This is a genomic window from Olsenella sp. An285 (assembly GCF_002159625.1).
In the GTDB taxonomy this organism is placed as follows: domain Bacteria; phylum Actinomycetota; class Coriobacteriia; order Coriobacteriales; family Atopobiaceae; genus Thermophilibacter; species Thermophilibacter avicola.
Window position 1 is genome coordinate 110375 of the sequence record NZ_NFIZ01000005.1, and the last position, 13179, is coordinate 123553.

Sequence of the window (13179 nt, forward strand, 5' to 3'; positions counted from 1 at the left end):
CAATTCACAGACCCGGGTCACAGCAGCGGGGTGAGCGGCCCCTGGGCCAGTACGGTGACGCGGTGCATCGCGCGGGAGAGCGCGGTGTAGAGGCGCCGGCGCGCGAGCGGCGTGTCCGGGTAGACCTCCGCCTGGGCGTCCGGCACGATGACGTGGTCGAACTCGAGGCCCTTGGCCACGCGCAGGGGGAGGAGCACCACGCCCGTCGCGGGCAGCCCCGTGTTGCTGCCAACCGTGAGGACGGCGTCGCCGAGCTGCTTGGAGAGCCAGCTCACGCGGGCGTCGGACTCGGCGATGACGGCCGTGAGGCCCTCGCCCGGCTCGGCCACCGCGGCGTGCAGGGCGGCGAGGTACTCGTCCTTCTCGGAGAACGTGCGAATCACGGGCTCCACTCCGGCGCGCTGGACGGAGGTGAGGCGCAGCTGCTCGTCCTTCTCGAGAAGGCCGGTGAAGAGCGCGGTGATCTCCGGGGAGGAGCGGTAGCTCGTGAGCAGGCGGCACTCGTCCACGCTGCCGTGGGTCTCGCGGAAGATCTCCGCGATGCGGCCAAAGGACGCGGTGCCCTCGAAGATGGCCTGGTGCTCGTCTCCCAGCAGCAGGAAGTGCGCGCGCGAGAAGTGCTTGGCGAGCACCATGAGCTGGGCCTCGGTGTAGTCCTGCACCTCGTCCACCATGACGAAGCGCGCGTCCTTCTCGCCGGTGCCGGTAAAGAGGAGCCTCAGGTAGAGCCACTCGGTGGCGGAGATGGCACCCTTGCCCAGGACGCGCATGCCAATGCGGTCGAAGCGCAGCCAGGACAGGCGCTCGATCTTGTCGTGCGCGGCGGAGTAGCGCGACTCCACCAGCCTGCGCGCGTACTCGATGGTCTGGGCCTCGTCCTCGGGGGAGATGGTCTCGCCAAAGATCTCGACCTGCTGCTCGACGTCCATGCCGAGCATCTCCTCCTGCAGCTCCTCGTCCTTGGCCATCTGCGTGAAGCGGCGCTCCAGGCGGTCGTGGAGCTCGTCCTTCACGAGCGCCGTGAAGCGCGGCCCCACGGGGAACTGCGAGAACTTCTGGACGGCGCCCTGCACCTGGCCCAGCTTGAGCAGGACCTCCCCGTCAAGGCGAATCTCGCGCAGGTCGTCCGGCTCGAGCTCGAGGTCTCCCGCCGCGGCGTCTATGCGGCGCAGCGCCTCGGGCGGGGTGTCGAGGCCAAGGTCCCGCTCGCCGGCGCCCTGGGCGTTCACGAAGGCGCGCCAGGTGAAGGTCTGGGGGTTGGCCTCGCCCATGGAGGGCAGCACCGTGTCGATGTAGTTCTCGAAGACGCTGTTGGGCGTGAAGAGCCACACCTGGCTGGGGTCGAGCGTCTTGCGCTCCTGGTAGAGGAGAAACGCGATGCGCTGCAGCAGCACCGACGTCTTGCCGGAGCCCGCGATGCCGTTGACCAGCAGCGCCGGCACGTCCTCGTGGCGCACGACCTCGTTCTGCTCGCGCTGGATGGTGGCGGTGATGGCCTGGAGCTTCTCCGTGTGGTGCTTCTTGAGGGCGCCCAGCAAGAGCGAGTCCTGGATGGCCACCGTGGTGTCGAAGTACATGTTGAGCTGGTCGCGCACGATGTCGAACTGGCGGCGCAGCAGGAGGTTCACGGTGCGGGTCTTCCCGTCGACGTCGTAGCTCGTGGGGCCCATCTGCTGGTTGTAGTAGGTCTCCGCCACGGGGGATCGCCAGTCCACCACGAGGGGACGGCTGCGCTCGTCGGTCATGCCGGCGGCGCCGATGTAGACGTCGCGCGGCGGCCGGCCCGGGCGCATCTCGAGCGTGACCTTGGCGAAGTAGGGCTGCAGCAGCAGGAGCATCACGCGGCGGAGCTTGTCCACGTTGAAGTCGTGGTGCTGGTTGTGGGCGTCGATGACGGCGTTGAGGCCCTCGATCGCGGCGAGGGTCTCGATGGTCTCGTCCGCGCCGCCAAAGTCCAGGCGCACCTCCTCGGACATGTCTATGAGGTCCTGGCGGGCGCTCGCCTCGCCGGCGCCGAGCTCCTCGGTGAGGTCGTCCCTGATCTGGAGGAGCTTGGCGTAGAGCTCCGTGAGGTGGGCCTGCTCCTGCTGGAAGATCGGGTCGTCTGCGTGAGCGCCCTGGACGCCCTCGACGTTCTCGGCCATGTGCCTCCTCCTGCCGCCGCGCGGAATATCGAGTTATCAATGGTACGGCATCCCGGCGCCCGCGTACAGGCGGGGCGAGAAGGACGGAGGCGTGCCCTTCCTGCCGTTCCTGCCGTTCTTACGCTCCCGAGAGTGTAAGAATGAGGCCCAAAGTGCCAGAACTTGGATGTTGGCCCCCGTTGTTACGCTCTCGAGGCTGTAACAACGGGGGCTGGCGAGAAGGACGGTGGCACGCTCTTCTTGCTACCCTAGAGCTCCAGAATCTCCCTTACCTTTGCGGCCACCGCAGAATCCGTCGCGTTTGCGAAGAAGAGCTCCTGGAAGCGCTCTCCGGAGAGCGCCCCTCTCGTCAGGTCTCGGTCAAGGTTCTCCAGGAGCTCGGCGAAGGGGCGGAAGTTGTTCGCGCGAACCACGTCGAGGGTCTGTCGCGCCTCCAGCTCCGAGGCCGCGCTCTCGGCGGGGTATCCTCCCCCCAGCTGCGAGGAGAAGAGCTTCTCGAAGGTGTACTTGAGGCCGAGCTCCTGTCCCAGCCCGCACTTGAGGGCCAGGGGCACGGATACCGCGTTGCCCCCATTGATCTGGGCAAAGGTGAAGGCGTCGAGCGGATCGGTCACATATCCGCAGATGACGCCGGGAAAGCTGTTGAGCGAGAGCATTGCCCCGCCGCCCGTTCCGCATCCCGTGACCACAAAGTCCGCGGCGCCGCCGTTGAGAAGGACCGACGCGAGGATTCCGGTCTGGACGTATGAGATGGGGTTCGAGTCCTCCCCGTACATCCCATAGTTGAACACCGTGTGCCCCAGGGGCTCGACTGCCCTTCTCAGCGCTCCCTCGAGCATGGGGTTCTTGGTGCACTGGCTGTCCTCGCTGACGATGGCAATTCTCATGCGACCCTCCTGTGAGCATGTCTGAAACACTACTGGTTAAACGTAACTATATGCGTAAACGTGATGTGTTTGAACGTGATGCGGACATGTTTTGCGGCGATGGCGAAAATTACAAGTGACGAAGCGTTTCTAATGAGTACAATAAGAGCCATTAGGAAGCTCTCATCAGAGGAGGCGTCATGGCCGAGAAGAACCCCCAGCCCGGAACCGGTGGCGAGCGCTACGTGCCCTACGCGGAGCGCGCGGGCAACGAGTCGATCGTCTACTTCACGCGCGACCTCTCCGCGGAGGGTCTGCGCCGCGCGTACGAGCAGGTGAGCGGCGGCGTCGGCGGCAAGGTGGCCGTGAAGCTGCACACCGGGGAGCAGCACGGCCCCAACATCATCCCGCGCCCGTGGGTGGCCGAGCTCCTGGAGACCGACCTCCCGGACGCCACCATCGTGGAGACCAACAGCTACTACGCCGGAGATCGCGACACCACCGAGAAGCACCGTGCGACCCTCGAGGTCAACGGCTGGACCTTCGCACCCGTCGACATCCTGGACGAGGAGGGGGCTACGCCCTTCCCCGTGGCGGGCGGCAAGTGGTTCGACGCGGTGCACATGGGCTCGCACCTGGCCAACTACGACTCGCTCGTCGTGCTCACGCACTTCAAGGGCCACACCAAGGGCGGCTTTGGCGGCTCTGCCAAGAACATCGGCATCGGCTGCGCGGACGGCAAGGTCGGCAAGAGGGAGATCCACACCACGCCTGGCTCCGACGACATGTGGGACATCTCGGACGAGGAGTTCATGGAGCGCATGATGGAGTCGGCCAAGGCCGTGTGCGACCACTTCGGCGATCGTATCACCTTCGTGAACGCGATGCGCAACATGTCCGTCTCCTGCGACTGCGAGGGCACCGCGGCCGAGCCCGTGGTCACGCCCAACGTGGGCATCCTCGCCTCCACGGACATCCTCGCGGTTGACCAGGCCTGCGTCGACATGGTCTACGCCATGCAGGAGGAGGACCGCCACGCCCTCGTGGAGCGCATGGAGACGCGCCACGGCCTGCGCCAGCTCTCCTACATGAAGGAGCTCGGCATGGGCAACAACCGCTACGTGCTCGTGGACCTCGACAACGGCGGTGCGCGCATCCAGCCTGCCGACGCGGTGGCCCACGTGGTGCCCTTCGAGGGGTAGCGAGCGGACGTTCTTCTCGCCTTGCCATAACGGCTTTTTTCACAACGCACGAACACGGCCATCTACCTGCACATTTACAAGAAATCGCAGGTAGATGGCCGTGGTGAAAAAACGCGTTATGGCACGCCGTGCGCCGGCAGAGCCCGCCTACTCGTCGTCCACGAAGCCCACGCGGTAGCTCGAGAACACCACGGCGCCTTCGTCCTGCGTGGCGTCGAGGTCGACGTCGCCCCAGATGCCGAAGTCGCGGTCGTCGTCGGAGTCGCGGAAGACCTGGTGCACGTGCCAGACGTGGCCCGAGCGCTCGTCCTTCTCGTCGATGGTGTAGTACGCGGCGCTGCGGGCGTCCCCGTCCAGGACGATCTCCTCGTGCTCCTCGTAGAAGCGGTCGAGCGCGCGCTGCCACACGGGCGCGCGCCAGCCCCACTCGGCGTCGAGCTTGCCGAGCTCGTCCACGCGCCCGAAGGCGGCGAGCCGCACGCGGGCGAAGAGGGCGTTGCGCACGAGCAGCGTGAGGCCGCGCCGGTCGCGCACGACCTCGTCCGCGGCGGGCGGTGCGGCGTCGAGCCCCTCCGAGGAGCCCTCCCCGGCGGCCGCCCACTCGTCCACGAGCGAGGAGTCCACCGTGCGCACCACCAGGCCCAGCCACGCGATGATGTCGCGCAGGCGCTCGTCGCGCTTGTCCAGCGGGACGGTGCGGTCGAGCGCGCGGAACGCCTCGGAGAGGTAGCGCAGGAGGAGCCCCTCGGAGCGCGCGATGTTGTAGCGTCCCACGTACTCCTTGAAGTCGCTCGCGGTCTCCACCATGTCGCGCAGGATGGACTTGGGGCTGAGCGCAAAGTCGCGCGCCCAGGGCACCTTCTCGCAGTACTCGGCAAACGCGGCATCCAGCAGCTCCTCGAGCGGCTTGGGCCACGTGACCTCCTGGAGGCGCTCCATGCGCTCGTCGTACTCGATGCCCTCGGCCTTCATCTCGGACATCGCGCGGTCGCGCGCCACGCGCTGCTGGGCGCGCAGGATCTGCCACGGGTCCTCGAGCGTGGCCTCCGCCATGGAGATGACGTCGAGCGCATAGGTCTCGGACTCGGGGTCCAGGAGCTCCAGCGCGGCCAGCAGGAACGGCGAGAGGGGCTGGTCCAGGGCGAAGTCGTCCGGCAGGTCCACGGTGGTGTGCCAGTCCGAGCCCCCGTCTGGCAGCTCCTCGCGCGTGACCACGCCGGCGTCGAGCAGCGTGGCAAAGATCTCGTCCGCGCGGGTGGCAAGCGCGACCTTCTCCTCCGCCGGCTGGGCGGACTCCTCGACGAGCGCGTGCACGCGGGCCCAGGCGTCGCCGCCCTGCTCGACCTCGGCGAGCACCATCGAGTGCGTGACCTTCATGCGCGGGCGCAGCGGCTCGGGCACGGCGGCGATGAGGCGCTCGAACGTCTGCTTGTTCCATCCCACGAAGCCCTCGGGCGGCTTCTTGGTCTTGATCTTGCGCGCCTTCTTGGGGTCGCCGCCGGCCTTGGCGAGCGCGCGGGCGTTCTCGATGTCGTACTCGGTGGCCTCGGCGATGACGTGGCCCTCGGTGTCAAAGCCGGCGCGCCCGGCGCGGCCCACGATCTGGTGGAACTCGCGCGCGTTGAGGTGACGCATGCGCCGGCCGTCGAACTTGGAGAGCGCGGTGAGCACCACGGTGTGGATGGGCACGTTGATGCCCACGCCCAGGGTGTCCGTGCCGCAGATTACCGGCAGCAGGCCCTGCTGGGCGAGCTTCTCCACCAGAAGGCGGTAGCGCGGCAGCATGCCCGCGTGGTGCACGCCCACGCCGCAGCCCAGGAGGCGCTGGAGGGTCTTGCCAAAGGTGGTGGTGAACCGAGTGCCCTTCATCGCCTCCTTGATGGCCTCGCGCTGCTCCTTGGTGGAGACGCCGTAGCTGGCCAGGGACTGCGCGCTCGCGAGCGCGGCGTCCTGCGCAAAGTGGACGATGTAGAGCGGCGCCTCTCCCGCGCGCAGGGCCAGCTCCACCGTGCCCTCCAGCGCCGTGTCCACGAACTCGTACGAGAGCGGCACGGGGCGCGGGGCGTCCGCGATGACGTCGACCGTGCGCCCGCCCGTGTGCTCCGTGAGCGACTCCGCGATGGTCGAGGTGTCCCCCAGCGTGGCGCTCATGAGGAGGAACTGCACGTGGGGAAGGGTGAGCAGCGGGACCTGCCAGGCCCAGCCGCGGTCCGGGTCCGCGTAGAAGTGGAACTCGTCCATGGCGACGCAGCCCACGTCGCACTTCTCGCCCTCGCGCAGCGCCTGGTTCGCCAAGATCTCCGCGGTGCAGCAGATGATGGGGGCGTCCGCGTTGATGGCGGCGTCGCCCGTGATCATGCCCACGTTCTCGCGGCCAAAGAGGCTCACGAGGTCAAAGAACTTCTCGCTCACCAGGGCCTTGATGGGCGCGGTGTAGTAGGCGCGCCGGTCCGTGCAGACGCTCATGAAGCACATGCCCAGCGCCACCATGGACTTTCCCGAGCCCGTGGGGGTGCCCAGGATGAGGTGGTCGCCCGCCGCCAGGGAGAGCAGGGCCTCCTCCTGGTGCGGCCAGAGCTCGATGCCGCGCGAGTCCACCCAGCCGAGGAAGAGGTCGAGCGCCTCCTCCGCGCCGATGTTGGGATAGGTCTCGTCGTCGGGCCAGGGGATGAGCCTGCCCAGCGAGCCCTCTCCGTTGGGGCCCTCGTCGAGCGTCTGCGTCTCGGGTGCGTCTGCCATGCGTCTCCTATCAGATGGTGGACCACCCATTCTAGCGCGGAGCCGGGGGTATACTCGAGGTGTCCATCGATGTGAGGAGGCTCCCATGACCGACTTCCTGCAGCTCGCGCACGATCGCTACTCCTGCCGCGCCTTCTCGGACGCGCCCGTCGAGGCCGAGAAGATCGAGGCGCTCCTCGACGCTGCCGTTGACGCCCCCACCGCGGTGGACAAGCAGCCCTGGCACATCTGGGTCGTTGAGAGCCCGGAGGCGGTGGAGCGCCTCTCCGCGCTCACGCGCTTCAACTTTGGCGCCAAGATCATCCTCATGCTGGGCGCCGCCCCCGCGGAGGCGTGGGTGCGCAAGTACGACGGTCGCAACTTCGCGGACGTGGACGCCTCCATCGTGGGAACGCACGTCATGCTGGCGGCGCACGACCTTGGTCTGGGCACCACGTGGGTGGGCCACTTCGACGCGCCGGCGGTGAAGGAGGCCTTCCCCGAGACGGCGGACTACGACCTCGTGGCGCTCTTCCCGCTGGGCTACCCCGCGGAGGGCGACGAGCCCGCGGCCAAGCACTTCGAGCGCAAGCCCAAGGAGGAGCTCGTCTCCCGCCTCTAGTGCGGCGGTGCCCGCGCTTGACAGATTGCTCAGGCCAAACTGTCAAGTTGCTTACGCTCTTGACAGTTTGGCCTGAGCAATCTGTCAAGCGCGCGACTCGTGTTGGCTCAGTGTACCAGCGGTTAAGTGACGCAACCGTCACCGATTCCTCATGCCCAAACTGGTAGGCTGAGGGTCGGGCGCCGCCCTGTCGCGTGCGTCCCCACATCAGCAGGAACCAGCACGAACGGATGGAATCAATGAGCGAGAACTACTCTCGTGGTCAGTATCAGCCCCAGTCGCGCACCCGCACGGCGCCGCCCCACCTGCGTGCGGAGGCCGCCCGTAGGCAGCCCTCCGGGCGCGGCTCCTCTCCTCAGCGCCGCAAGCCCAGCAATGGCGGCTCGGGGGGCGGGCGCGGCATCACCCTCATCGCCCTTCTCGTCATCGCCGTCATCGTGGGCGGTGGCGTATGGATGTGGCTCAACCGCACGGTCTACGTGAGCGTGAACGGGCAGTCCGCCGAGGTCAAGATCGACTCCGGCCTCACGGACATCCTGTCCGTCTCGGGCGTCTCGCCCAAGCCGGGCAACCTCGTCTCCGTGGGCGGCAACGTCCTGGAGGAGGGGGGCGGCACTGCCTTCACCGTGAAGGTCAACGGCGACGAGCTCACCGAGGGGGAGATCGGCTCCTTCCGCGCCAAGGGCAACGAGGCCATCTCCTTTGGCGACGGCACGGACGTGACCGAGTCCTCCCACGAGGAGGAGCGCGAGTCCCAGCCCAAGCTCGAGCCTGCCAGCAGCGTGGGCGCCGTCACGTTTGTCTCCCAGTACGGCAAGACGGGCCGTCAGAAGTTCACGGTGGGAGACATCTCCGGCGAGGCCATCGAGGGCGAGGTCATCGAGCCCGTCCAGAACGTGAAGATCGAGAGCGTCAACGTCAGGCCCGAGAACGGCCGCAAGGTCGTGGCCCTCACGTTTGACGACGGCCCCAGCAAGTACACGCAGCGGTACCTGGACATCCTGAGCAAGTACGGCGCGCGTGCCACCTTCTTCTGCCTCGGCTCGCAGATCCCCGGCAACGAGGGCCTCGTGCAGGCCATCAAGAACCAGGGCTCCCAGGTGGCCTCCCACACCCAGAACCACGAGCAGCTCACGCTGCTCGACCCGGACGCGCTGCGCTCCGAGGTGACGCAGACGTTCTCCGCCATCTCCTCCGCGGGCGGCGGCGACACCACGGTGCTGCGCCCGCCCTACGGTGCGCTCGACACCAGCACGTGGGCGGCCTCCGGCGGCACCTTCTCCGCCTCGATCATCTGGAACCTCGACAGCCTTGACTGGGAGCTGCCCGGCGTTGACACCATCGTGGAGAACTGCACGCTGGGCGTCACCAGTGGCAGCATCATCCTCATGCACGACGGCGGCGGCAACCGAGACCAGGACGTCGAGGCGCTGCCCCGGATCATCGAGACGCTGCAGGGTCAGGGCTACGAGCTGGTGACCATCAACGAGCTCCTGGCCACGGACAGCCGCATCCCCGAGTCGGTGGCCTCCGGAAACGCCACCATACCCGAGGGCCACGTCTGGGCCTCCGAGGTGGTGGAGTAGCTTGACAGTTTGCTCAGGTCAAACTGTCAACCCGGGAAAGTATCAGCAACAGGAGACGGGCCGGGGCGCAGCTCAAAGCGCCCCGGCCCGTCCTCGTTCGTACCGCTCTTCTCGCTACTTGACGCCGTACTGCTCGTAGTAGGCGTCGATCGCGGCGCGCAGCTCGGGCGTGATGACGGTGCCGTCGAGGGCCTCGACGACCTCGGCCATGGAGACGATGCTCGCCACGGGGAACCCGTACTTCTCCTGGATCTCCTGCTGGGCGGTCACGACGCCGCCCTTGCCCACCTCCATGCGGTTGAGGCTCACGATGAGGCCCTTGACCTCCACGTTGGCGGCGCCCGTCACCTTGGGGTAGGTCTCGTCGATGGACTTGCCGGAGGTGGTGACGTCCTCGATCATGACCACGCGGTCGCCGTCGGCGAGCTTGGTGCCCAGCAGGCCGCCCTTGTCCGCGCCGTGGTCCTTCTCCTCCTTGCGGTCGGAGCAGTAGCGGACCTCCTTGCCGTACAGGTCGTGCAGGGCGATGGCGGTGGTCACGGCCAGGGGGATGCCCTTGTACGCCGGCCCAAAGAGCACGTCAAAGTCCAGGCCAAAGTTGTCGTGGATGGCGTGGGCGTAGTACTCGCCCAGGCGCTTGAGCTGGGAGCCCGTGACGTAGGCGCCCGCGTTCATGAAGAAGGGAGACTTGCGCCCGCTCTTGAGCGTGAAGTCGCCGAACTTCAGGACGTTGGACTCCACCATGAACTCGATGAATTCGCGCTTGTAGGCTTCCATGTGCTCTCCTTCCGGCGGCCAAGCCGCGTCGTGTGCGTAGCTAGATTCTACTTGTCCGCGGCGCCCGCATCGTCCGAGAGAAGCCACTTCCACGCGGGCACCTGCGCGATACGACCGGCCTCTGACTCGTATGTCGCCGCTGGGCCGTTTCCTACCACGATGAGCCCCTCGTCGAGACGCGACTCCCGCATCGCCTCCCAGAGCGCGCGAGTCTCCCTCTTGGCGGTTTCGGGGTCATCCATGCGGTCCGTGACCTGGACGAGCTGGTACGGAGCACCATCGAGGACGTCGCCAACCACAAAGTCGATCTCGTATCCGTGCTCGTGGGTGTGGAGCGTGGATATGGTCCCCTCGCGTGCGGAGGGGTTTCGTCTGCGCAGCTCCAGATACACGGCGTTCTCGAGCCGCTGGCCTCGATCGTTCACCCCCGCCCGGCTGTTGGCGAGCGCAAGCCCCGGGTCTACCGCGTAGACCTTTGGCTGGGCGGTCGTGCTCTCGGAGAGCGAGCGCGAGAACTCCTTGACCTGAAAGAGCAGATACGCCTCCTCGAAGTACGAGACGAGACCCGCAAGGTATCCGCGTCCCGTGGCAAGGCCTGCCGAGCGCAGGTCGTTCTCGATCTTTCTCACAGAGAGCTGCCGCGCATTGAGGCCGAGGAGCCTCGTTGCCAGGGCGGAGGCGACGCGCGGGCGGGACAGGTTGTGGCGCTCCACTACGTCCTTGGCCACGACGCGCTGGGCGTATGACTGGAGCAGGGCGTTTGCCCTCGGTCGCGGCAGGTCCTGGACTGCCGGGAACCCGCCCTTGTCGAGATATGCGTCGAGAAGGGCCTGGAACTGAGCCTGGCTCGAGGGGGCGTGAATCGGCTCCTCCCGATGGGCGGCGAGCGCGGGGTCGAGGGAGACAACCTCGCCGAAGGAGAAGGGGAGCAGCTCGAAGTCAAGTGCGCGGCCGCGGAACTCGGTGGATATCTCCTTTGATAGCATCTTTGACGACGATCCGGTCACATAGATGGTCGCGCGGGTGGTGTCAACGATGCGGCGAAGCCAGCGACCCCAGTCGCTCATCTCCTGGAGCTCGTCCAGAAAGAGGTAGATTCCTTCCTCAGATTGCGTCTCGGGGTTGAGGTAGCGAAAGGTCTCGAGAAGGTCGTCGCCCGTGCGTGGGGTTACGGGACCCAATCGATCGTCATCGAAGTTGAAGTAGCAGATGCGCCTCTCGGGAACGCCCGTCGCAAGAAGCCTGTCCATCTCCTGGTACAGGCGGTAGGACTTGCCTGAGCGCCGCATTCCCGTGACAACCTTGACGAGGTTGCCCGCACGGGGGGCGAGGGGCTCGCCCAGGTCGAGGTCACGCGGCACGATGGGTCGATAGAGGTCGAGGGAGAACTCCCGGAGGATGACCGCGATGGTTTCGTTCATGCTATGACCTCCACAACTGGTAACTTCATATTACCAATATTACTAAAACTGGTAATCTTATATGACCAGTTTTCTCAAAATTGGTCATGCAGGGTTGCCAGCTGGGTGTCACGACGCTCCTTTGCCACGGGCCCTGCAAGCGCCGTCCCGTGCGTTGCGCTAGAGTTACAGAGGCTCATTACAGGCGAGAAGAACCTCGGAGGAGTACCCGTGGAACGCACCCACATCTCTCAGCTCTTCGCGGACATGGACCAGCTCGGTGGCACCACCGTCACCGTGGCCGGCTGGGTCCGCTCGGTCCGCGACATGAAGAACTTTGGCTTCGTCATGCTCAACGACGGCTCCTGCTTCAAGGACCTGCAGGTCGTCATGAACCGCGAGAAGCTCGCCAACTACGACGAGATCGCGGCCACGGGCGTGGGATCGGCCCTCGTGGTCACGGGCACGCTCGCGCTCACGCCGGACCGCCCGCAGCCCTTCGAGCTCCAGGCGGCCCAGATCGTGGTGGAGGGCGCCTCCGCGCCGGACTACCCCATGCAGAAGAAGCGCCAGACCCGTGAGTTCCTGCGCACCCAGCAGCACCTGCGCAGCCGCACTAACCTCTTCCGCGCCGTCTTCCGCGTGCGCTCCGTGGCGGCCTATGCCATCCACCGCTTCTTCCAGGAGCGTGGCTTTGTCTACGTGAACACGCCCATCATCACCACCTCCGACGCCGAGGGCGCGGGCGAGATGTTCCGCGTGACCACGCTCGACCTCGAGAACCCGCCCCGCACCGAGAAGGGCGAGATCGACTGGTCCCAGGACTTCTTCGGCCACGCCGCCAACCTCACGGTCTCCGGCCAGCTCCAGGCGGAGAACTTCGCGCTTGCCTTTGGTGACGTCTACACGTTTGGCCCCACGTTCCGCGCCGAGAACTCCAACACGCGTCGTCACGCCGCCGAGTTCTGGATGGTGGAGCCCGAGATGGCCTTCTGCGACCTCGCGGGCGACATGGTGTGCGTCGAGGACATGCTCAAGTACGTGATCAACTACGTGATGGACGCGTGCCCGGACGAGATGGAGTTCTTCAACAAGTTCGTGGACAAGGGCCTCGTCGAGCGCCTCACCCACGTGGCCACCTCCGACTTCGCGCATGTCACCTACACCGAGGCGATTGAGATTCTGCAGGAGGCCGCTGCCGCGGGCCACGTCTTCGAGTACCCGATCGACTGGGGCTCTGACCTCCAGACCGAGCACGAGCGCTTCCTCACCGAGGAGCACTTCAAGCGCCCGACCTTCGTGACCGACTACCCCGCCGCGATCAAGGCCTTCTACATGCGCCTCAACGATGACGGCAAGACCGTGGCCGCCGTGGACTGCCTCGTGCCGGGCATCGGCGAGATCGTGGGCGGCTCGCAGCGCGAGGAGCGCCTGGACGTGCTCGAGCGCCGCATCGCGGAGCTGGGCATGGAGCCCGAGCAGTACAAGTACTACCTTGACCTGCGCCGCTATGGTGGCTGCCAGCACGCGGGCTTTGGCCTGGGCTTCGAGCGCATGGTCATGTACCTCACCGGCGTCGACAACATCCGCGACGTCATCCCGCACCCGCGCACCGTGGGCAACGCGGACTTCTAACGTGAGCTTCGGGGCCGGCCGCGCGCCGGCCCCTTCGCTGTCTCGAGGTTCTTCTCGCCGCGTCCTCCCTCCGCCCCTCTCGCCACGTTCCAAACGTGACAGGTGGTGGTTCTTGCATTAAGCGCGGGAACAACTCGACAACCTTAGGGCGTTTTTAGAGAGACTACCTGCATCGTTTGGGGCCGCAGGGCGAGGGGGCGCCGGGCCGCATGGCGAGAAGAACGTGCGG

At 66.6% G+C, this 13179-nt stretch carries 9 protein-coding genes; 4 read left to right on the forward strand and 5 right to left on the reverse strand.

All coding sequences use genetic code 11. The features are described from left to right. Positions 1–17: 17 nt before the first annotated feature. Together B5F79_RS04895 and B5F79_RS04900 are read right to left on the reverse strand one after the other, a co-directional pair. Entirely contained in the window at positions 18–2144 is a 2127-nt protein-coding gene (locus B5F79_RS04895; RefSeq protein ID WP_087218200.1) for a HelD family protein, read from the reverse strand. Between the two features lie 248 nt (positions 2145–2392). Continuing rightward, the gene (locus tag B5F79_RS04900; RefSeq protein WP_087218203.1) at positions 2393–3031 is read right to left on the reverse strand and encodes an RpiB/LacA/LacB family sugar-phosphate isomerase; all 639 of its coding nucleotides are present in this window, start codon (positions 3029–3031) and stop codon (positions 2393–2395) included. Positions 3032–3210: 179 nt separating this feature from the next. On the opposite strand from B5F79_RS04900, the gene B5F79_RS04905 reads away from it, so the two are divergent. Then, entirely contained in the window at positions 3211–4212 is a 1002-nt protein-coding gene (locus B5F79_RS04905) for a DUF362 domain-containing protein (RefSeq protein ID WP_087218206.1), read from the forward strand. 147 nt (positions 4213–4359) lie between these two features. On the opposite strand, the gene B5F79_RS04910 is transcribed toward B5F79_RS04905, so the two are convergent. Next, positions 4360–6951 (reverse strand): DEAD/DEAH box helicase, encoded by a 2592-nt coding sequence (locus B5F79_RS04910; RefSeq protein WP_087218208.1) that lies wholly within the window; start codon positions 6949–6951, stop codon positions 4360–4362. An 85-nt stretch (positions 6952–7036) separates the two neighbouring features. Between B5F79_RS04910 and B5F79_RS04915 the strand changes: the two genes are divergently transcribed. After that, entirely contained in the window at positions 7037–7552 is a 516-nt protein-coding gene (locus B5F79_RS04915; RefSeq protein WP_087218211.1) for a nitroreductase family protein, read from the forward strand. A gap of 239 nt (positions 7553–7791) precedes the next feature. Further along, positions 7792–9138: a polysaccharide deacetylase family protein gene (locus tag B5F79_RS04920; RefSeq protein ID WP_158094843.1), complete on the forward strand. Its 1347-nt coding sequence runs from the start codon at positions 7792–7794 to the stop codon at positions 9136–9138. A gap of 114 nt (positions 9139–9252) precedes the next feature. On the opposite strand, the gene pyrE is transcribed toward B5F79_RS04920, so the two are convergent. After that, positions 9253–9915: an orotate phosphoribosyltransferase gene (gene pyrE / locus B5F79_RS04925; protein WP_087218217.1), complete on the reverse strand. Its 663-nt coding sequence runs from the start codon at positions 9913–9915 to the stop codon at positions 9253–9255. Positions 9916–9962: 47 nt separating this feature from the next. Then, a complete protein-coding gene (locus B5F79_RS04930; protein ID WP_087218220.1) occupies positions 9963–11336 on the reverse strand; it encodes an ATP-binding protein in 1374 nt (457 codons plus the stop codon). Between the two features lie 210 nt (positions 11337–11546). On the opposite strand from B5F79_RS04930, the gene asnS reads away from it, so the two are divergent. Then, on the forward strand, positions 11547–12950 hold the full coding sequence (gene asnS, locus B5F79_RS04935; RefSeq protein WP_087218223.1) for an asparagine--tRNA ligase: 1404 nt from the start codon (positions 11547–11549) through the stop codon (positions 12948–12950). Positions 12951–13179 lie beyond the last annotated feature (229 nt).